Annotated in this window: 20 protein-coding genes; 10 read left to right on the top strand and 10 right to left on the bottom strand. The window is 73.5% G+C overall.

The window, feature by feature from the left end; all coding sequences use genetic code 11:
• Window positions 1–19 precede the first annotated feature (19 nt).
• A complete protein-coding gene (locus DSM26151_RS13405) occupies window positions 20–631 on the bottom strand; it encodes a PadR family transcriptional regulator (protein ID WP_234660022.1) in 612 nt (203 codons plus the stop codon).
• Window positions 628–1,485, bottom strand: coding sequence for a DUF4097 family beta strand repeat-containing protein (locus DSM26151_RS13400; protein ID WP_234660021.1), 858 nt, complete (start codon window positions 1,483–1,485; stop codon window positions 628–630). Before DSM26151_RS13400 ends, DSM26151_RS13405 begins: the two co-directional genes overlap by 4 nt.
• Window positions 1,486–1,607: 122 nt before the next feature.
• Between DSM26151_RS13400 and DSM26151_RS13395 the strand changes: the two genes are divergently transcribed.
• On the top strand, window positions 1,608–2,366 hold the full coding sequence (locus DSM26151_RS13395; RefSeq protein WP_234660020.1) for a MerR family transcriptional regulator: 759 nt from the start codon (window positions 1,608–1,610) through the stop codon (window positions 2,364–2,366).
• Window positions 2,367–2,395: 29 nt separating this feature from the next.
• On the opposite strand, the gene yczE is transcribed toward DSM26151_RS13395, so the two are convergent.
• On the bottom strand, window positions 2,396–3,088 hold the full coding sequence (yczE, locus tag DSM26151_RS13390) for a membrane protein YczE (protein WP_234660019.1): 693 nt from the start codon (window positions 3,086–3,088) through the stop codon (window positions 2,396–2,398).
• A gap of 65 nt (window positions 3,089–3,153) precedes the next feature.
• Between yczE and yczR the strand changes: the two genes are divergently transcribed.
• From yczR to DSM26151_RS13355, 7 genes are all read left to right on the top strand, one after another.
• Window positions 3,154–4,596 (top strand): MocR-like transcription factor YczR, encoded by a 1,443-nt coding sequence (gene yczR / locus DSM26151_RS13385; protein ID WP_234660018.1) that lies wholly within the window; start codon window positions 3,154–3,156, stop codon window positions 4,594–4,596.
• 57 nt (window positions 4,597–4,653) lie between these two features.
• On the top strand, window positions 4,654–8,196 hold the full coding sequence (locus DSM26151_RS13380) for an efflux RND transporter permease subunit (RefSeq protein WP_234660017.1): 3,543 nt from the start codon (window positions 4,654–4,656) through the stop codon (window positions 8,194–8,196).
• 9 nt (window positions 8,197–8,205) lie between these two features.
• The gene (mobA, locus tag DSM26151_RS13375) at window positions 8,206–8,796 is read left to right on the top strand and encodes a molybdenum cofactor guanylyltransferase (RefSeq protein WP_234660016.1); all 591 of its coding nucleotides are present in this window, start codon (window positions 8,206–8,208) and stop codon (window positions 8,794–8,796) included.
• A complete protein-coding gene (locus tag DSM26151_RS13370) occupies window positions 8,793–9,059 on the top strand; it encodes a DUF6457 domain-containing protein (protein ID WP_234660015.1) in 267 nt (88 codons plus the stop codon). The genes mobA and DSM26151_RS13370 overlap by 4 nt, the downstream gene beginning before the upstream one ends.
• A 14-nt stretch (window positions 9,060–9,073) precedes the next feature.
• Window positions 9,074–10,267, top strand: a complete 1,194-nt coding sequence (locus DSM26151_RS13365) for a molybdopterin molybdotransferase MoeA (RefSeq protein ID WP_234660014.1) — start codon at window positions 9,074–9,076, stop codon at window positions 10,265–10,267.
• A 78-nt stretch (window positions 10,268–10,345) separates the two neighbouring features.
• On the top strand, window positions 10,346–10,777 hold the full coding sequence (locus tag DSM26151_RS13360; protein WP_234660013.1) for a DUF1801 domain-containing protein: 432 nt from the start codon (window positions 10,346–10,348) through the stop codon (window positions 10,775–10,777).
• 118 nt (window positions 10,778–10,895) lie between these two features.
• Entirely contained in the window at window positions 10,896–11,663 is a 768-nt protein-coding gene (locus tag DSM26151_RS13355; RefSeq protein WP_234660012.1) for a GntR family transcriptional regulator, read from the top strand.
• Window positions 11,664–11,685: 22 nt separating this feature from the next.
• On the opposite strand, the gene DSM26151_RS13350 is transcribed toward DSM26151_RS13355, so the two are convergent.
• On the bottom strand, window positions 11,686–12,057 hold the full coding sequence (locus tag DSM26151_RS13350; protein WP_234660011.1) for a nuclear transport factor 2 family protein: 372 nt from the start codon (window positions 12,055–12,057) through the stop codon (window positions 11,686–11,688).
• Window positions 12,058–12,089: 32 nt separating this feature from the next.
• Window positions 12,090–14,282 carry a copper-translocating P-type ATPase gene (locus tag DSM26151_RS13345; protein WP_234660010.1) on the bottom strand — a complete coding sequence of 731 codons (2,193 nt, stop codon included), beginning with the start codon at window positions 14,280–14,282 and terminating at the stop codon, window positions 12,090–12,092.
• Window positions 14,283–14,471: 189 nt separating this feature from the next.
• On the opposite strand from DSM26151_RS13345, the gene DSM26151_RS13340 reads away from it, so the two are divergent.
• Window positions 14,472–15,431: an arginase family protein gene (locus tag DSM26151_RS13340; protein WP_234660009.1), complete on the top strand. Its 960-nt coding sequence runs from the start codon at window positions 14,472–14,474 to the stop codon at window positions 15,429–15,431.
• Between the two features lie 72 nt (window positions 15,432–15,503).
• Window positions 15,504–15,989: a SixA phosphatase family protein gene (locus tag DSM26151_RS13335; protein ID WP_234660008.1), complete on the top strand. Its 486-nt coding sequence runs from the start codon at window positions 15,504–15,506 to the stop codon at window positions 15,987–15,989.
• Between the two features lie 15 nt (window positions 15,990–16,004).
• Here the strand turns inward: DSM26151_RS13335 and DSM26151_RS13330 are convergent, their stop codons facing one another.
• From DSM26151_RS13330 to DSM26151_RS13310, 5 genes are read right to left on the bottom strand one after another with little or no spacing between them, the layout of a single operon-like run.
• Window positions 16,005–16,748: an ABC transporter ATP-binding protein gene (locus tag DSM26151_RS13330; protein ID WP_234660007.1), complete on the bottom strand. Its 744-nt coding sequence runs from the start codon at window positions 16,746–16,748 to the stop codon at window positions 16,005–16,007.
• A gap of 13 nt (window positions 16,749–16,761) precedes the next feature.
• On the bottom strand, window positions 16,762–17,583 hold the full coding sequence (locus DSM26151_RS13325) for an ABC transporter permease (RefSeq protein ID WP_234660006.1): 822 nt from the start codon (window positions 17,581–17,583) through the stop codon (window positions 16,762–16,764).
• Window positions 17,580–18,416 (bottom strand): molybdate ABC transporter substrate-binding protein, encoded by an 837-nt coding sequence (gene modA / locus DSM26151_RS13320; RefSeq protein ID WP_234660005.1) that lies wholly within the window; start codon window positions 18,414–18,416, stop codon window positions 17,580–17,582. Before modA ends, DSM26151_RS13325 begins: the two co-directional genes overlap by 4 nt.
• On the bottom strand, window positions 18,413–18,823 hold the full coding sequence (locus tag DSM26151_RS13315) for a TOBE domain-containing protein (RefSeq protein ID WP_234660004.1): 411 nt from the start codon (window positions 18,821–18,823) through the stop codon (window positions 18,413–18,415). Before DSM26151_RS13315 ends, modA begins: the two co-directional genes overlap by 4 nt.
• Before the next feature lie 59 nt (window positions 18,824–18,882).
• Entirely contained in the window at window positions 18,883–19,551 is a 669-nt protein-coding gene (locus DSM26151_RS13310) for a GNAT family N-acetyltransferase (RefSeq protein WP_234660003.1), read from the bottom strand.
• Between the last annotated feature and the right edge of the window lie 13 nt (window positions 19,552–19,564).

Genomic DNA, 19,564 nt, shown 5'->3' with positions numbered 1-19,564 from the left:
GACAGTATCGGTGCCTGCGCTACGCCCCCGCGAGCTCCTTCGCGATCTCGGCACGCACGTCGGCGAGCCTGGTGCGCAGCAGGGCGACGGTGTCGGCCGACACGCGCCCGCGGCCGGCCTGACGGCGCAGCTCGGTGCGCAGGTGCTGGCGGAACTCGTTCAGGACGAGGTCGGCCTCGTGGACGGCGCGGTTCGACTCGGCGTGCGGGTTCGCGGTCGAGCTCGTCTGCGTCGCGGTGCGCTTGGCCTCGCGCGCGGCCGTCGCGAGCTCGGCGCGGAGGGTGCGCATGGCCGAGTCGACCTCGGCGCGGACGCCCTCGGCGAGGCGGCGGACCGAGTCCGTCACATCCTCCTCGATCGCGTCGAGCTCGTGCCGGCGGGCGTCGAGTTCGGCGCGCCCGGCGTCGGTGATCTCGTACACCGACTTGCGGCCGTCGGCGGTCTTGGCGACGAGGCCCTCCGCCTCGAGCTTGGCCAGGCGCGGGTAGATCGTGCCCGCGCTCGGCGAGTAGGTGCCCCCGAACCGGTCGGAGAGCGCCTGGATGAGCTCGTACCCGTGGCGTGGCTGCTCCTCGAGCAGCGCCAGCAGGTAGAGGCGCAGGTTGCCGTGGGCGAAGACGGGCGGGGTCATGCGGATGCCTCGGCGGTCGCGGACTGCTCGGCGTCGGGTTCCGCGGGGGCCGGCTGGCGCCGGATGACCGAGATGCTTCCGGAGACGCTGTTGGCCCCGAGATCGAGCCAGGTGCCCTCGAGGTCGCCGGTCACGCGCTCGAACCCCTTGCCGAGCGTGCCCTTGATCTGGGTGTCGTCGAGCAGGAGCGAGCCGCTGACGGTGTTGACCCGGTAGCGCGCGCCGCTGCCGGCGTCGAAGCGCACGGTGAGGTCGCCCGAGACGGAGTTGGTGTCGATGCGCGAGGGGGTGCCGCGGACGTCGAGGATCATGTCGCCCGAGACCGTGTCGGCGTTGAACGAGGCGACCTCGCCCGTGATGGCGATGTCGCCGGAGACGGTGTGCGCGGTGACGCGCCCGGTGTGGTCGCCGACGGCGACCTCGCCCGAGACGGTCGAGCACTCGATGTCGCCGGTGTGCGAGTCGATCACGAGATCGCCCGACACCGAGCTGAACCTGCCGTCGGTCTCGAACCCGGTCACGAGTGCGTCGCCCGAGACGACGCCGAGCTTGAGGGCCGCGCTGCGCGGGGCGAGGATCGTCACCTCGGCCTTGGCGCTTCCGCGGAAGCCCTTGAACACCTCGAGGAAGTTGTCCCACCGCAGTTGGGCGTGGTCGATCTCGAGCACGTCGCCGTCGATCTGGATCATGAGGTCCTTGCCCGTGACGTTCGACACCTCGACGCGCGCGCCGGGTTCGTCGTGCGCGATCACGTCGACCTTGCCGCCGATGATCCCGACCTTGAGCTTGCGGACGAGTTCAAGGTCGACGACCCGGGTCTCGCCGGGATTGACGACCCACTTCTCGATGGCCATGGGGTGCTCCTTCGTGGAAATCGCGATATATCGCGTGTATGAAAACACGATATATCGCGAATGGGTCGGGCGCAACGGCATCCGCTTGACCTTGACGCAACGTCAAGTTCTACGGTTGTCGTATGGACTGGTCGATTCAGGAGGTCGCGCGACTCGCGGGCACCACGAGCCGCACGCTTCGGCACTACGACGACCTCGGGCTGCTCCCGCCCAGCAGGGTGGGCGCGAACGGGTACCGCTACTACGACCGCCCGTCGCTCGTGCGACTGCAGCGGATCCTGCTGCTCCGCGAACTCGGGCTCGGGCTCCCGGCGATCGGCGACGTGCTGGCCGGTCAGGCCGACGAGGCGCACGCGCTCGCCGGCCACCTCGGCTGGCTCCGCCAGGAGCAGGACCGGCTGGCGCGCCAGATCGCGTCGGTCGAACGGACCATCGATTCATTGGAAGGAAAGGAACCGATCATGGCGAAGGACATGTTCGACGGCTTCGACCACGCGCAGTACCGCGACGAGGTCGAGCAGCGCTGGGGCGCCGAGGCGTACCGCGAGGGCGACCGTTGGTGGCGCGGCATGGGCGCCGACGATCGAGCCGCATGGCAGGAGCGCACCGCCGAACTCGGCCGGGACTGGGCTGCGGCCGCCGAATCGGGCATCGCGCCCGACAGCACCGAGGCGCAGGCCCTCGCGAAGCGGCACGTCGAGTGGCTCACCGGCATCCCCGGAACCCCGGCCGCCGAACCCGGCGGCGATGTCGCGGGCTACGTCACGGGACTCGGCGAGATGTACGTCGCCGACCCGCGCTTCGCGGCCAACTACGGCGGCGAGTCGGGAGCGGAACTCGTGCGCGACGCGTTGCGGGTCTACGCCGAACAGAACCTGTAGCGGATGCCGGGGCTCACGTCTGCGCGAGTTCAGGCCTGCACGGGCGTCGCACCCGTGGCGGGGCGCCGGATGTCCCGGTCCGGCCTCCCGCCACGGGTCGTCTGCGGGCGCCGCACGGCGAACATCGGGATCGCGATGCCGCACAGCGGGCCGATGAGCAGCGCGAACGCGAGCGTGCCGATGCCGACGTTGCCGCCGAGGAGGAACCCGGTGACGAGCACCGTGAGCTCGAGCGCCGTGCGGACGATCCAGATCTTGATGCCGGTGCGTCGGTGCAGGCCGGTCATGAGGCCGTCGCGCGGCCCTGGGCCGAAGTGGGCGCCGATGTAGAGGCCGGTGGCGGCGGCGAGCACCACGATGCCGGCGAAGAGCATGACGATGCGCAGCCACAGGTCGAGGCCGGTCGGGATCAGCCACAGCGACAGATCGGCGAAGGGTCCGACGAGCAGGGCGTTCATGAGCGTGCCGAAACCCGGCTTCTGCCGGATCGGGATCCACAGCAGGAGCACGATGGCGCTGATGATGACGGTGACGGCGCCGAAGCCGAGTCCGGACTGCTGGGCGACGCCCTGAGCCAGGACGTCCCACGGGGCCACGCCGAGCTCGCCGCGGACGATGAGCGCGATGCCGAGTCCGTACAGGTACAGCCCGACGATGAGCTGCACGATCCGCCGCGCGAACACGGGAGCGGGGTCGGCGGTGCGGAGTCGGCGGATCGGCATGATGACATCCAATCTTCGAATTGGCCTTTCGACAAGAAGCCAATTCGCCTAAAGTGGCTCGCATCATGGATGCCACGCTGAGCGCCCGAGCACTCGACACGCTGATCGGCGACTGGCGCAGCGGGGGCGGCAGCGCCTACCGCGCGCTCGCCGAACGCATCCGGCTGCTGATCCTCGACGGTCGGATCCCCGTCGACACCCGGCTGCCGGCCGAACGCGACCTCGCCGAGCGCCTGGGCCTCAGCCGGACGACCGTGACCGCCGCGTACCGCGAGCTGCGCGAGCACCGGCTCCTCCACAGCGTTCGGGGCTCGGGCAGCGTCGCGCGCCTGCCCGGCGCGCCCGCGATCCTCCCGGCCCCGCCCGCAGCTGACTACCTCGACTTCTCCAAGGCCGCGCTCCCCGCACTGCCGTGGCTGCCCGAGGTCGCACGTGCCGCGGTCGACGACCTCCCGGCGCACCTCGGCGATTCGGGATTCGATCCCATCGGACTCCCGGACCTGCGCGCCGCGATCGCCGATCGCTACACCGCGCGCGGGCTGCCCACGAGCCCCGAGCAGATCATGGTCACGCTCGGAGCGCAGCATGCCATCTCACTGCTCTCGCGTGCGCTCGTCGGTCGCGGCGACCGCGCCCTGATCGAGGCGCCGACCTACCCGCACGCCTACGAGGCGCTGCGCGCGGCCGGTGCGCGGCTCGTCACCGTCGCGACGTCGTCGCACGACGCCGGCGCCGACGGGTTCGGCGCCGCCGACGAGGCGAGCGACCTCGTGCGGGCCATCGGGCACGCCAACCCCGTGGCCGCGTACCTGATGCCGGACTTCCAGAACCCGACCGGGCGCTCCCTCGGCGCCGACGCGCGCGAGCGGGTGCTCGACGCCGCAGCGCGCCTGGGCGCCGTCGTGATCGCCGACGAGACGACCGCGGAACTCGACATCGACCGGGTTCCGGAACTGCAGCCGCTCGCCGCGTACGGACCGGCCGTGATGGTCGGCTCGGTCGGCAAGACCGTGTGGGGCGGCGTCCGCGTCGGCTGGATCCGCGCCGACCGACCCCTCATCCGCCGCCTGCTCGCGGTCCGCTCGCCCGGCGACCTCGGCACCCCGATCCTCGAGCAGCTCATGGTCGCCCGACTCGTCCGACAGACCGACGAGATCCTCGCGCTTCGCCGCGAGCAGCTCCGCGCCGGGCGCGACCGGCTCGAGCACCTGCTGGCCGACGCGTTCCCCGACTGGCACGTCCCGCACGTCGACGGCGGCATCTCGACCTGGGTCGGACTCGGCGCCCCCGTCAGCTCGCAACTCGCGCTCGCCGCACGCTCGCACGGGCTCATCATCGCCGCGGGGCCGCGGTTCGGCATCGACGGAGCCTTCGAGCGGTTCCTGCGCCTGCCCATCTGCTACACGCCGGAGGAGACCGACGCGGCGGTCGCAGCGCTCGCACGCGCATGGCGCTCGCTCTCGGGAGCGCCCGCGCCCGACCCGAGCGTGCTCGCCGCGGTCGTCTGACGGCCTTCACAGCTTCCCGTTATCCGGACGGCGACGTCCGCTGCGAGAATCGAGGGCATGTCCCTCCTCGCCAGGCTCAGCATGCGCAACCGCGCCCTCATCGCGCTCGTCACCGTCGTCGTCGCGATCTTCGGCGGCATCGCGCTCAACGGGCTCAAGCAGGAGTTGGCGCCGTCCATCCAACTGCCCCAGCTCTCGATCATCACGCCGTACCAGGGAGCGTCCCCCGAGGTCGTGAACGCCGACGTCTCGACCCCGATCGAGACCGCGATCCAGGGAGTGACGGGACTCGAGTCCACGTCGACGTCGAGTTCCACCGGCGTCTCGCGGGTCGTCGCGAGTTTCACCTACGGCACCGACCTCGCGTTCGCCGAGCAGAAACTGCTCTCCGCGGTCAACCGGATCGCGCCGACGCTGCCCGCCGACGTCGACCCCCAGGTCGTGGCCTTCAGCTTCGACGACCTCCCGGTCCTCGCCGTCGCGGTCACCGGAACAGAGGACACCGCGGCGCTCTCGGACGAGATCGCGCGCACGACCCTGCCCGAGCTGCGAGACATCGACGGCGTGCGCGACGCCGCACTCGTCGGCGACAACGGCCAGCGGGTCGTCATCACGCCCGACGTCGAGGCCCTCGCCGGCTACGGCCTCACTTCCCAGGCGATCCGCGACGCGCTCCAGCAGAACGGCGTCCTGCTTCCGGCGGGCCAGATCACCGAGGGCGATTCGACGTTCGCCGTGCAGGCCGGCACGCGCCTCACGAGCGTCGACGAGCTCGTCGCGCTGCCCGTCCTCGGCGGCACCGAGCAGCAGCCGGTACCCGGCGAGGCGGATCTCGGCGAGGGCGTCGACGGTTCCGAGATCGGCGGCACCGACGGGCTCCCGGACGGCTCGGGGACCGACGGCGCGCCGGTCGGCGGCGCCGACTTCGGAACGGGCGCCACGGCCACCACGGTCACGGTGCCCGTCGCGCTCACGATCGGCGACGTGGCATCCATCGATCTGACCGAGAACCCGGCCACCAGCATCTCGCGCGTGAACGGCGAATCCGCGCTCGCGATCTCGATCACCAAGCTCCCCTCGGCGAACACCGTCGAGGTCTCGAACGCGGTCGCCGCGATGCTGCCCGACCTGCAGGCCGCGCTCGACACCACCAACCCCGGGGCCGAGTTCACGGTCGTCTTCGACCAGGCGCCCTACATCGAGCACTCGATCGAGTCGCTCGCCGTCGAGGGCATGCTCGGTCTCGTCTTCGCGGTCCTCGTCATCCTCGTCTTCCTGATGTCGGTGCGTGCCACGCTCGTGACCGCGATCTCGATCCCGACGTCGGTGCTGATCACCTTCATCGGCCTGCAGGCCGCCGACTACACGCTGAACATCCTCACGCTCGGTGCGCTCACGATCTCGATCGGGCGCGTGGTCGACGACTCGATCGTCGTGATCGAGAACATCAAGCGGCACTATGTCGCCGGGGTCGACAAGGCCGCGACGATCGTGCACGCCGTCCGCGAGGTCGCCGGGGCGATCACGGCGTCGACGATCACCACGGTCGCCGTGTTCCTGCCGCTGGCGCTCGTCGAGGGCGTCACGGGCGAGCTGTTCCGGCCGTTCTCGCTCACCGTGACCATCGCGCTGCTCGCGTCGCTGCTCGTGTCGCTGACGATCGTGCCGGTGCTCGCGTACTGGTTCCTGAAGCCCGCGAAGCCGCGGAAGGACCAGAGCGAAGCGGATGCCGCGGCGGCGGCCGCCTTCGTCGACGAGGTGTGGCTCGCCCCCGAGCTGCGCGACGCGCCCGGGGCCCCGCGCCCGTCCGCGAGCGGCGGAACCGCCGCACCCGGCGGGACCGCCGCACCCGGTGCGGGCGTCGACGAGCTCGAGCACCCGTCGCGACTGCAGCAGGGCTTCCTGCCGATCCTGGCGTGGACGCTCCGGCACTCGGCCGTCACGATCATCGTCGCGGTCCTCGTCCTCGGCGGGACGGTCGCCCTCGCGCCGCTCATGAAGACGAACTTCCTGGGCGACAGCGGCCAGAACACGTTCCGGGTCACCCAGGAGCTGCCCGAGGGCTCGAGCCTCGAGTACCTGGCTGCGGCGTCCGAGCCGGTCGAGGAGGCCATCCGCGGCGTCGAGGGCGTCGAGACCGTGCAGACCTCGATCGGCAGTTCGACCGGCGGCGGCGCGCTCGCCGCGTTCGGCGGCGCGGGCGACACCGTGGCGTACAACGTGACGACCGACGAGGACGCCGACCAGCTCGCCCTGCAGGAGGAGGTGCGGGCCGAGCTCGACGACCTCGACGGCGTGGGCGAGATCACCCTCGCCGCGCAGAGCGGATTCGGCGCGTCGAACGACATCGAGGTCGACATCGCGGCCGCGAACCAGGAGGACCTGCGTGCCGCGACCGACGCCGTGGTCGAGGAGCTCTCGTCCCTGGGCTCGCTCAGCCAGGTCACCTCGAACCTCGAGGCATCGCAGCCGTACGTGGCGATCACGGTGGACCGAACCGCGGCCGCCGACGCCGGATACTCCGAGGTCGCGCTCGGCGGGTACGTGTCGGCCCAGATGCAGCCGCAGTCGGCTGGCTCGATCGTCATCGACGAGCAGACCCTGACGATCTACCTCGCCGCAGAGGAGACGCCGGCGACGGTCGACGCGCTCCGCGCGCTCGAGGTGCCGACGCCGACCGGCGCGGTCCGGCTCGACACGCTCGCGACGGTCGAGCAGGCCGAGGGGCCGACCTCGGTCACGACCGTGCAGGGCCTGCGGAGCGCGACCGTCGCGGCCACACCCGCCGGCGACGACCTGGGCACCGCGAGCGCCGAGGTGCAGGCCGCGGTCGACGCGGTCGACCTGCCCGAGGGCACGTCCGCGTCGCTCGGGGGCGTGACCGCCGACCAGCAGGAGTCCTTCGCACAGCTCGGCCTCGCTCTGCTGGCGGCGATCCTCATCGTCTACGTGGTCATGGTCGCGACGTTCAAGTCGCTGCTGCAGCCGCTGCTGCTGCTCGTCTCGGTGCCGTTCGCGGCGACCGGCGCGATCCTGCTGCAGGTCGCCACCGGCATCCCGCTCGGCGTCGCGTCGCTCGTCGGCGTGCTCATGCTCGTGGGCATCGTGGTCACGAACGCGATCGTGCTCGTCGACCTCGTGAACCAGTACCGCGAGCGCGGCATGGAGGTGCGCGACGCCCTGTTGCACGGCGCCTCCCGACGACTGCGACCGATCCTCATGACGGCGCTCGCGACGATCTTCGCCCTGTTCCCGCTCGCGCTCGGGATCACGGGCAGCGGCGGGTTCATCTCGCAGCCGCTGGCACTCGTCGTGATCGGCGGACTGTTCTCCTCCACGCTGCTCACGCTGCTGGTGCTCCCCGCCCTCTACGACCTGGTCGAGGGCGGCCGCGAACGGCGCCGGGCCAGGCGTGCGGCCGAGCGTGCGGCGGCAGACGAGCCGCGTGCGCCCGAGCCGGCACTCGCTGCGACCGGCGCCGCGGCCGCAGCGCCGGCGGCCGCAGCGCCGGCGGCCGCAGGCCCTGCCGCCGCGGCACCGGAGCGGTCCGTGGCCGGGCCCGACGCCGAGCGCGCATCCGCCGAGGAGGACGACGACTAGGGTGATGCCATGCTCGTGGTCGACGCCGTGATCCTGATGGGCGGGCGCGCCGAGCGGCTCGGCGGGCGCGTCAAGGGAGACCTGCGCGTCGACGGCGACACGATCCTCGAGCGCGTCGTCGCGGCATCCGCTGCGGCGAGGCACCGGATCGTCGTCGGCGAGGCCGGAGCATCCCGGGTCCCGCCCGAGGTGCGCATCGTCCGCGAGGAGCCGCCGTTCGGCGGCCCGGCGGCCGCGGTCGCGACCGGTGTCGCCTCGTTGCCGGCCGGGTCCGATGCGGTCCTGCTGCTCGCGGGCGACCTGCCGTTCGCGGCCGAGGCGATCGAGCCGCTGCTGGCGGCGCTCGAGACGGATGCCGCGGCCGACGGCGCCCGCGCGGTGGATGCCTCTGGGCGCGCGCAGCACCTGCTCGGCGTCATCCGTCGCCCCGCCCTCGAGGCGGCGATCGCCGCGCGGGGCCCGCTGGCCGGCTCGTCGATGCGCGGACTGCTGGCGGACCTGCGGATGATCGACACTCCGGTGCCGGTCCGGGCCACGATGGATGTCGACACCTGGGCCGACGCGCGACGCGTCGGCGCGACGGGAGGAGCAGACGCATGAGCGACGAGCAGGAGACGCGGCGAGCCGTGGAGGAGTGGGCGCGACGACTCGGCGACGAGCTCGGGGTCGCGGACGCGCCGCTCGACATCGACGCCGTGCTCGGCGTCGCCGGAGTCGCCGCGCACGCGGTCGTCCGCCCGGCGGCGCCGGTGACGACCTGGCTCGCCGGGTATGCGGCGGGCCTCGCCGCGGCGGGCGGCACCGCCCCGGAGGCCGCAGCCGCCGACGCGCTCGATCGGGCGCGACGCCTCGCCCGATCGTGACGGTTCGCCCGACCGTGACGGAGGCCGTCGACTGGGCGGCCGCGCGCCGGATCGCCGCGGCCGCGGCACCGCGGCCCGCGGCGGAGCGCGTCGGCCTGGCCGATGCGCTGGGCCGGACGCTCGCGGCACCCCTGGTCACCGCCCTCGACCTGCCGCACTACGCCTCGTCGGCGATGGACGGGTGGGCCGTCCGCGGCCCCGCCCCGTGGCGACTGATCGGCCCGGCGGGAGCGCCGGGCGCGGGGGAGCCTGGGCTCGGCATCGGCATCGGCGAGGCGCAGCGCATCGTGACGGGCGGGGTCGTGCCGCGCGGGGCCGATGCGGTGCTGCGCGCCGAGGCGGGGCGGGTCGATCGGGGCACGCTAGAACCGGTCGGGGAGGTCGGTCTCCGTGACGTCCGGGAGGGCCGTCACATCCGCCTCGGCGGGTCGGAGGCACGCGCGGGGGACCGGCTGCTCGAGGCCGGGACGCCCCTCACGCCTCCCCGGATCGCGTTGGCGGCGGCCACGGGCGCCGACGTGATCGAGGTGGTGCGCCGGCCTCGGGTCGCGGTCGTGCTCACCGGCGACGAGGTGGTCGAGTCCGGCGTACCGGGGCCCGGGCGGGTGCGCGACAGTTTCCGAGTCGCCCTGCCCGCGGCCCTGCGCGCCCTCGGCGCGGAGGTCGTCGGCGTCGCCCGCGTGCCCGACGATGCGGCGGCGACCCGCGCGGCGATGACGAGCGCCGACGCCGACCTCGTCGTGTCGACCGGCGGAACGGGCCGTTCGGACGCGGACCACGTCCGTGCGGCCCTGGCCGACCTCGGCGCGGACCTGCTCGTGCCGTCGGTCGCGATCCGGCCCGGCGGGCCGACGCTGCTCGCGCGGATCGCGGATCGGCTCGTGCTCGGCCTGCCCGGCAATCCCCTCGCGGCCATGCTCGGGCTGCTCGCGGTCGGCGGGCCGTTGCTCCATGCCTGGTCGGGCGCAGGTCCGGCCGACGCGGCCGCCGGCCAGGTTCGGGCCGGCACGGCCCTCGACGGCGGGTCCGGCGTCACGGCGCTCGTCCCGGCCGTGCTCGGGCCGGATGGGAGCGCGGTGCCCACGGGGTACCACGGGGCGGGCATGCTCAGGGGACTCGCGGGGGCCGAGGTCGTGCTCGTGGTGCCGCCCGACGGGGTCGGGGCGGGCGACGCGGTCACGACGTTGCGCCTGCCCTGGGCGGGGTGATCCGGGCGGATGTCGCGGATGCCGCGACCGCTGCCCGTGCGCGGTCGACGCGGCCCGACGCCGTGGCATGATCGGGCCATGGAGCGAAGCGATCATGACGTCGACGCCTTCCTCGACAGCCTCGACGGGCCGCGCGCCGACGCGATGCGGGAACTCGACCGGGTGATCTCGGCCGAGTTCGCCGGTCTCGAGCGCGTGCTCTGGGAGGGCGTGTTCTGGGGTGGGACCGACCAGCGGATCGTCGGGTACGGCGCGATCACCCAGCCGAGGCCGAAGGGCGATCCGGTGGAGTGGTTCCTCGTCGGGCTCGCCGAGCAGGCCGCCCACGTCAGTGTCTACGTGAACGCGGCGGTCGACGGCGCCTACCTCGTCCAGCGGCGCGCGGACCGGCTGGGCCGTGTGCGCGTCGGCTCGGCCGCGATCGCGATCACGGCGCTGGACCGACTCGACATGGCGGGGTTCGTCGACCTGCTCCGCGAGGCGCGCGGGCTCGCCCCCGACGTCCGCTGAGTGCCATCGCCCCGAGCCGGCGTGCGCGTCGGTCCGGTCGCCCGCGGTTCACCGAAGCTTCACCGCGCCGTCGCGCGCAGCCAACCCGCGCAACGCGCCGGATCCGTACGGTCGTGTCATGTCCACCGAGGTGCCGCTCCACGAGCGAGTGCATGACGCACTCCGTGATCGCATCGGACGCGGCCATTGGGCGGCGGGCACGCGCCTGCCGAGCGAGGCGGCGCTGTGCAGGGAGTTCGGGACGTCGCGCGGCCCGGTACGCCGGGCGCTCGCGGTCCTGCGAGAGGAGGGCTACATCGTCGGCGGTCGCGGCCGGCCGCCGTTGGTCGGCCGGGTCGTGCCGACGCAGCCGTTCTCGACGTTCACGTCGTTCACCGAGTGGGCGCGCGCGATCGGCAAGGAGCCCGGCCAGCGGATGGTCGAGGCCGGTCCGAGACCGGCGCCCTCCGTGATCGCCGGATTCCTCGGCCTCGACGAGGGTGCGGCGGTCGTGCAGGTCGTACGCGTGCGGACGCTCGACGGCGTGCCGACCATGGTCGAACGCACGTCGTTCCCGCCCGAGATCGGCTCACTGCTGACGGATCTCGACCATGATCGCGGGTCGATGCACGCGCACCTGGTCTCGAGGGGGGTCGACCTGCGTCGTGCCAGGCACACGATCGACGCCGTCGCTGCGAACCCGCTCGACTCCGAGGTCCTCGCGGTCCACGCCGGAGCGCCGCTGCTGCGCGAGCGGCGGATCACGTTCGATTCCGGCCGGCGGCCGCTCGAGTACGCCGACGAGCGCTACCTGCCCGACCTGGCGACCTTCACCATCGAGAACGAGGCCGACCGGCGCACCCCGCTCACGCGCTCCCACCCGGAACCCGCCCCGACCGCGCGCTGAGGCGGGCGCGGCCGACACGTCGTCAGCCGACGCGCGGGCCGAGCGGCGTGCCCTGGTGGAACAGCATCCGCGGGCGGTCGCCGGTGATCCGCCAGAGCGAACTGCGACGGCTTCGCATGCCGTCGGCGTCGAGCGTGTAGGTGAGCAGCGCGAGGTCGGATGCCACGAGCTCGACGTGCTCGCCCGTGACGACGGCCGACTGCACGTCGACGGCGTCGGGCCCGGTCATCACGTCGATGAGCTCGGCGCGGGTCCAGAGGCGTCCGCTCCGGCCGATCTCTCGGAAGGACTCGTGGAGCAGATCCTCGAGGGCGGCGGGGTCGCGTCGGGTCTCGGGCTCGAGCAGGCGGCGTTCGGCTCCGGTCACGAGCACGGCGATGGACTCGTCTTCCATGGTCCGACCTTACGCCGGTCAGCCCCCTGCGGTCATCGCGCCCGCTCGAGCACAGCCTCGGCCGACGCCTCGGGTCGCAGGTCGAGCCGGCGCAGCAGCTGCGCGTTCGCAGCGACGATGATCGTCGAGAGCGACATCAGGATCGCGCCGACCGACATCGGCAGCACGAACCCGATCGGGGCGAGCACGCCGGCGGCGAGCGGGACCGAGATCAGGTTGTAACCGGCCGCCCACCACAGGTTCTGCTTCATCTTCCGGTAGGAGGCGCGAGAGAGCTCGATGACCGAGAGCACCGAACGCGGGTCGCTGGAGGCGAGGATGACGCCGGCGGAGGCGATCGCGACATCCGTGCCCGCCCCGATCGCGATGCCGACGTCGGCCTGCGCGAGGGCCGGTGCGTCGTTCACGCCGTCGCCGACCATCGCGACCGACAGGCCCTCGCGCTGGAGTTCCTGCACCTTCGCGGCCTTGTCCTCGGGGCGGACGCCCGCGAACACGCGGTCGATGCCGAGCTCGGCGGCGACCGTGCGCGCGACCGGTTCGGCGTCGCCGGTGATCATGACGACCTGCACGCCCAGGGTGTGCAGCCTGTCGATCGCCTCGCGGGATTCCGCCCGGATCTCATCGTCGAGCGCGATCGCGCCCGCGACCTCGCCGTCCACGACGACGTGCAGCACCGTCGATCCACGCTCGGCCCACTCGCGCGAGGCTGGGAGCGGGTCGAGGCCCTCGCGTTCCAGCAGCCCGGGGCCGCCGACGTGCACCGTCCGCCCGTCGACGGTCGCGGTCACGCCGATCGCGGCCGACGCGGTGAACTCCGACGCCGACCGGAGGTCGAGCCCGCGGCCGGCCGCTTCGGCGACGATGGCCTTCGCGAGCGGGTGCTCCGAGTCGTGTTCGGCGGATGCCGCGAGCGCGAGCACCTCGTCGAGATCGCGTCCGTCGGCCGCCGCGGCATCCGTCACGGCCGGCTCACCCCTGGTGAGCGTGCCGGTCTTGTCGAAGAGGACGGCGTCGACGGTGCGCATGGTCTCGAGCGCGAGTCGGTCGGTCACGAGCACACCGCCGCGCGCGGCGCGTTCGGTCGCGATCTGCACGACGAGCGGGATCGCGAGACCGAGCGCGTGCGGGCAGGCGATCACGAGCACGGTGATCGTGTGGATGACCCCCTCGTCGGGCCGCCCGGCCAGGGACCAGGCGATCGCGGTGATCGCGGCGGCGCCGAGCGCGAACCAGAACAGCCAGCCGGCTGCGCGGTCGGCGAGGCGCTGCGCGCGCGTGCTCGAGGACTGGGCCTGGGTGACGAGGCGCTGGATGCCCGCGAGCGCGGTGTCGTCGCCGACCGCTCCGACGCGCACGCGGATCGCCGTGTCGGTCGCGACGGTGCCCGCGACGACCTGGTCGCCGGGGCCGCGGCCGACGGTGCGCGACTCGCCCGTGATCATCGACTCGTCCATCGCGGCGGTGCCGTCGACGACCTCGCCGTCGGCCGGAACGCGGCCGCCGGGGCGCACGATGACGACATCGCCAACATCGAGGTCGGCGGGCGAGACCGTTTCGGTGCCCCCGTCCACCACGCGCTCCGCCTCGTCCGGGAGCAGCGCCGCGAGGGCGTCGAGCGCCGACGAGGTCGCCGCGAGCGAGCGCATCTCGAGCCAGTGGCCGAGCAGCATGATCACGATGAGGAGCGCGAGCTCCCACCAGAAGTCGAGGTCGTGGGGGAGCAGTCCGAGGGTGGCGCCGAGCGAGGCGAGGTAGGCGACCGTGATCGCGAGCCCGATGAGCAGCATCATGCCGGGCTTGCGCGCCCTGAGCTCGGACCAGGCGCCCGTGAGGAACGGCGAACCGCCCCAGAAGTACATGACCGTGCCGAGCACGGGCGGAACCCAGGCGACCCAGGCGGCGTCGGGCAGCGGGTAGCCGAGCAGGTCGGCGAACATGCCGCTGAGCGCGATCGTCGGGATCGCGATGACGAGCATGATCCAGAACAGGCGGCGGAACTGCCCGACGTGGTCGCCGTGGCCGGAGTGGCCGGAGTGGCCGGAGTGGCCGGAGTGGCCGGAATGGTCGGCGTGCCCGGCGTGCTCGTGGCCGGAGTGGCCCGCGTGCTCGTGTTCGTCGTGCTCGTCGTTGCCGTGCTCGTCGTGGCGGTGCTCGTCGTGGCGGTGCTCGTCGTGGCGGTGCTCGTCCGTCTCCGTGCCGTGCGCTCGCATGTGGTCGCCCATCGTGCCGATCCTCCTCGGTTCGATTCGTCCCGCAATACCCCCCTAGGGTATCTCCGTCATGCGGGAACGCGCAAGCCCCCGGCGATGTTCCCGACGGGAGCCGAATCGTCCGCGAGCCGTCCGGGATCGCGGACGCGCGCCGCCCCGGAGCCCGTGTGCCGCGGCATCCGCCGTTGCTATCTTCGGGCCATGAGCGCGCAGTCCCCGACCACCCCCCTCTCGCACGATCCGCTCTGGCCGCGAGCCGGTGACTGGCCGATGCTCGACGACCTGCCCGGCGACGGCCGCGCGGCGCTCGCGATCCTCGGCGTGCCGGCGTGGCGCACCTCGCTGTCGCCGACGAACGCGCACGCGACCCCCGCCGCGGTGCGCGAAGCGCTCCGCAGGTACAGCGCGGCCCTCGTGCCAGACGGGTCCCGCGGCCGCGGGCCGGTCGACCTCGCGCAGCTCGGGTTCGTCGACGCCGGCGACATCCGCGAACCCGACGGCGACGACGGCGAGGCGCGCACGCGCGCCCGCATGGCCGACGTGCTCGAACGGGCCGGATCCGTCGTGGCGCTCGGCGGCGACAACTCGGTGACGGTCGCCACCGCCCTGGGGGCCTTCGGCGACGACCTCGAGCGCGCGGGACTCGTGACGATCGACGCGCACTACGATCTCCGCGACGGCGTCTCGAACGGCTCGCCCGTGCGCCGGCTCGTCGAAGCCGGGCTCGACCCGCGTCGCATCGTGCAGATCGGCATCCAGGATTTCGCGAACTCCGCCGAGTACGCGCGTCGCGCCGACGAACTCGGGATCACCGTGATCCACCGCGACGAGCTCCACGGCCGCCGACCCGCCGACGTGATGGCCGAGGCGCTCGAGATCGCCGGCGCCGCCGGCGGCCCGATCCACCTCGACGTCGACGTCGACGCGTGCGACCGGTCGGTCGTGCCGGCATGCCCCGCATCGGTTCCCGGCGGGCTCGCGGCCTGGGAACTGCGCGGCCTCGTGCGCGCCGCGGCGACCGACGCCCGCGTCCGCAGCGCCGACCTCGTCGAGATCGACGCGACCGCCGACAGCGTCGACGGCCGCACCGTCCGCCTCGCGGCGCTGTGCGTGCTCGAGTTCGCCGCCGGGCTCGCCGAGCGTGCCCCGTCGGCGGCGTGACCGAACCGGCGTGATCCGCTGCCGCGGCGCAGGGCCCGTGACGCGGGCCCGATCCGGTGGCAGACTCGGCCCATGAAGACGCTCGTGCTCGTGCGCCACGCGAAGTCGGACTGGGGCGACCCGGGGCTGGCCGACCACGACCGGCCGCTGAACGACCGCGGCCGGCGCGACGCCCCAGCGATGGCGGAGCGCCTCGGCCGTCTCGGCACCGTGCCCGGCCTGATCGTGTCGAGCACGGCGCTGCGGGCCCGCACGACCGCCGAGGCGATGGCCGAAGGCCTCGGTCTCGACCCGTCGGCGCTCCGACTCGACGAGCGGCTCTACGGCGCGGGCCCCGCGACCATCCTCGAGATCGCCGGGCAGACGCCCGACGATGTCGACACCGTCATGCTCGTCGCCCACGACCCGGGGATGACCGACCTCGCCTACCGGCTCTCCGACGGCACGGTCGATCGCATGCCCACGTGCGCCGTCGTCCGGGTGCGCATCGCCGCCGAGTCGTGGCGCGATCTCGAGAACGCGGTCATCGTCGACGTCCACCGCGAGACCCCGCGCTGAGCCTCGAACGCGACGTCACTCGGCGGATGTCGCGAGCATCCGCCGCACGTAGGCGGTCGCCGGCCGCGCCGCGAGCTCGGCCAGCGTGCCGCGCTGGGTGACCTCGCCCGACTCGAGGACGAGGACGTGATCGGCCAGCACCGCGGCATCCGCCCTGCTGTGGGTGACGACGACCGTCGGCCCGCCGAACTCGCGCACGTGCTGGGCCAGTTCGGCGCGCATCCCCTCGCGGAGCTCGACGTCGAGCGCCGACATGGGTTCGTCGAGCAGGAGCACATCGGGCTCCGCGGCGAGCGCGCGCGCCAGCGCGACGCGCTGCGCCTGCCCGCCGGAGAGCTCGCCGGGCAGCCGGTCGGCGAGCGCCTCGAGACCGTACCGGTCGAGCCAGGGCGCGGCCCGGGCGCGCGCGGCCGCGGGCCGCAGTCCGCGCATGCGCGCCGCGAAGGCGACGTTGTCGCGCACGCTCAGGTGCGGGAAGAGCACGTAATCCTGGAAGACGACGCCGACTCGTCGTCGCTCCGGCGGAAGGTCGCCGAGGTCGCGGCGTCCGACGCGGACGCTTCCGGCCTCGAGCGGCACGAGCCCGGCGATCGTGGCGAGCAGGCTCGACTTGCCGGCGCCGTTCGGTCCGATGACGGCCAGCGGATGCCCCGGCTCGACGTCGAAGGCGGCGCTGATGCGCTGCGCACCGCGCGCGAGGGTCGCGTCGACCGCGAGGGTGGGGCGGTCGGCCCGGGTTCCGGGGTCCGGCGCGCTCACGACCGCACCGCGCTCACGACCGCACCCCCGGCAGCCACCGGTCGCGCAGCATCAGGAGCACCGCGACCGAGACGACGAGCAGCAGCAGCGCGAGCGCGATCGCCTCGTCGGGGTCGGTCTGCATCGCGAGGTAGCTCGCGATCGGCAGGGTGCGCGTGGTGCCCGGCAGCGAACCCGCGAACGTGATGGTCGCGCCGAACTCCCCGAGCGCCCGGGTGAAGCACAGCACGGCCCCCGCTGCGACGCCCGGCGCGACGAGCGGCAGCGTGACGTGGCGGAACACCTGCCATCGCGACGCACCGAGCGTGGCCGCCGCCAGTTCGGAGCGCCGGTCGGCGCTGCCGAGGGCGCCCTCGACGGCGAACACGAGGAACGGGAGGGAGACGAACACCTGGGCGAGCACGACCGCCCCCGTCGTGAACGGGACCGTGATCCCGAACAGGCCGTCGAGGACCGATCCGATGACGCCCCGGCGCCCGAGCAGTTGAAGCAGGGCGATGCCGCCGACGACGGGAGGCAGCACGAGCGGAACGGTCACGGCCGCGCGCAGCAGCCGCCGTGCGAGGGCGGGCGCATCGCCCGCGCGTGCGAGCAGTGCGGCGAGCGGGATCCCGAGCACGAGGCACACCGCGGTCGCGAGCGTCGCGGTGGCGATCGAGAGTACGAGCGCCTCGACGACCGATTCCCGGGCGAGCAACTCGGGCAGTTCGCCCCACGGCGCTCGGAGCACGAGCGCGACGAGCGGGAGCACCAGGAACGCGAGCGCGACGCCCGCGAGCGTCGCGACGGGCCACGAGAGCCCGCCGGTCCGCACCGGCGTCCGGGTCCTGGTCACGGGGCGCCGAAGCCCAGGGCGCCGAGGACGTCGGCGCCCTCGGTGCCGGTCACGAACGCCACGAACGCCGCTGCGGCGTCTGGCCGCGGCGCGCCCGCGAGCACCGAGATCGGGTACCGGTTGACGACGGATGCCGCCTCGGGCACCTCGATGCCCTCGACCGCTCCGGCGGCCGACGCGACGTCGGTGCGGTAGACGAGCGCCGCATCGACCTCGTCGAGCGACACCTTCGTCAGGACGGCCTTCACGTCCGATTCGAGCGTGTCGGGTGCCGGTGCGATGCCGGCCCGGTCGAGCAGGGCGTCGGATGCGGCGCCGCACGGAACGCTCGGATCGCACAGTGCGACCCGCAGTTCGGTGCGGGCGAGGTCGTCGAGTCCGGTGACGTCGGCGGGATTGCCGGCGGGCACGACGAGCTGGAGCGTGTTGGTCGCGAACAGGGTCGGGTCGATCGCGAGTCCGGCGCCCGCGACCACACCCATGGGCGGCTCGGCAGCCGCGGCGAACACGTCCGCGGGGGCTCCGCTGACGATCTGCTCGGCGAGGCCGCCGCTGCCGCCGAAGTTGAGGGCGACCTCGACCCCCGGGTGCTCGGCCTCGAAGCGGGTTGCGAGCTCCTCGAACGGCTCGGTGAGCGACGCGGCGGCGAACACCGTGACGGTTCCCGGCTCGAGCGCGGCACCCGCCTGGTCCGTGGTCCCGCCGGACGCTGCGGCTCCCGCAGGGGAATCCGACCCGGCCGCGCACCCGGCGAGGGCGAGTGCGGCGACGGCGAGCACCGCCGCGGGGGCGGCGTGCCGCGGCATCCGCTTCGGCCCGGCCGTGCGCGTCACTCGGCCCCCTGCGGAAGCTCGACGGTGATCATGGTCGCCTTCGCGCTCGCCGCGGCGAGCACCCCCGGCTCGAGCCCGAGGTCGTCGGCGGCCTCGCGGCTCATGAGGGAGACGATGCGGAACGGTCCGGCGCGCAGTTCCACCCGTGCCATGACGCCGTCGCGTTCGACGGCCGTCACGAGGCCGAGCATCCGGTTGCGAGCGGATGCCCGTGCGAGCGGGAACGCGTCGGCGAGCGCGCCGTCGGGTTCGTCGCCGAGGAGCCGCACGAGTTCGGTGCCCGTGACCATGCGCATGCCGTTCGGGGCTCGTTCGAGTTCGAGCCGGCCGGCGTCGGCCCACCGACGGACGGTGTCATCGCTCACCCCGAGCAGGGCGGCCGCTTCGCTGATGCGGAACGACGTCATCGAAGGATCCGCAGAATCGCCGTCATTCGACGATCGTACCCGCATCTGCGGAGGAAGCGCTAGCCCGGCCCCGACCCGGGTTCCGAGTGCAGCTCGCGGTACCGGGCCGCATCGATCGCGAAGACGCGCTCACCCTCCGCCGCGTCGACCTCGGTGAACCCGAGGCGCTCGGCCAGTGCGATCGACCCGTCGTTGCCCGGCAGCACGTGGGCCTCGACCCGCGCCGCCCCGACCCGGTCGAAGGCGAGCGCCACCATCGCGAGCCCCGCCTCGCGCGCATACCCGTGGCCCTGCCACTGCGGGGCGATGACCCAACCGACCTCGCACCGCAGGCGGGCCGGATCCCCGGCCCGCAGGTGCAGCGACGCGTCGCCGATCACACGGTCGCCGAGCAGCACCGCGAGCGCGAGGAAGTCGTCGTTCTGCTCGAGCCGCGAATGCCGGGTCCGGTTCAGCAGGTGCACGAACGACTCCGCGCGCGAGCGGAGCGGCCACGCGAGATGCTCGACCACGGTCGGGTCGGACTGGATCGCGTACCACTGGTCGGCCTCGGAGAGCCGATGGGTGCGCAGCAGCAGCCGCTCGGTCCGGATCACCGGCCTGCGGACGCCGGTGGCGATGCGCGGACCCCGCAGGAAGCGGGGCCGCTGCGGAACCAGGTCGCGCAGGAGGCGCAGCACGTCCGTCGAACGCCCCGATCCGGGCGGTGCTCCCGTCGTCGGACTCATGCGGCCCCCCTGA

Origin of the sequence: Agromyces marinus (assembly GCF_021442325.1) — a bacterium.
Classification (GTDB): Bacteria; Actinomycetota; Actinomycetes; order Actinomycetales; family Microbacteriaceae; genus Agromyces; species Agromyces marinus.
The sequence above is the reverse complement of the archived record's forward strand: the minus strand, read 5'-3'. Positions and strand labels throughout refer to the sequence as shown.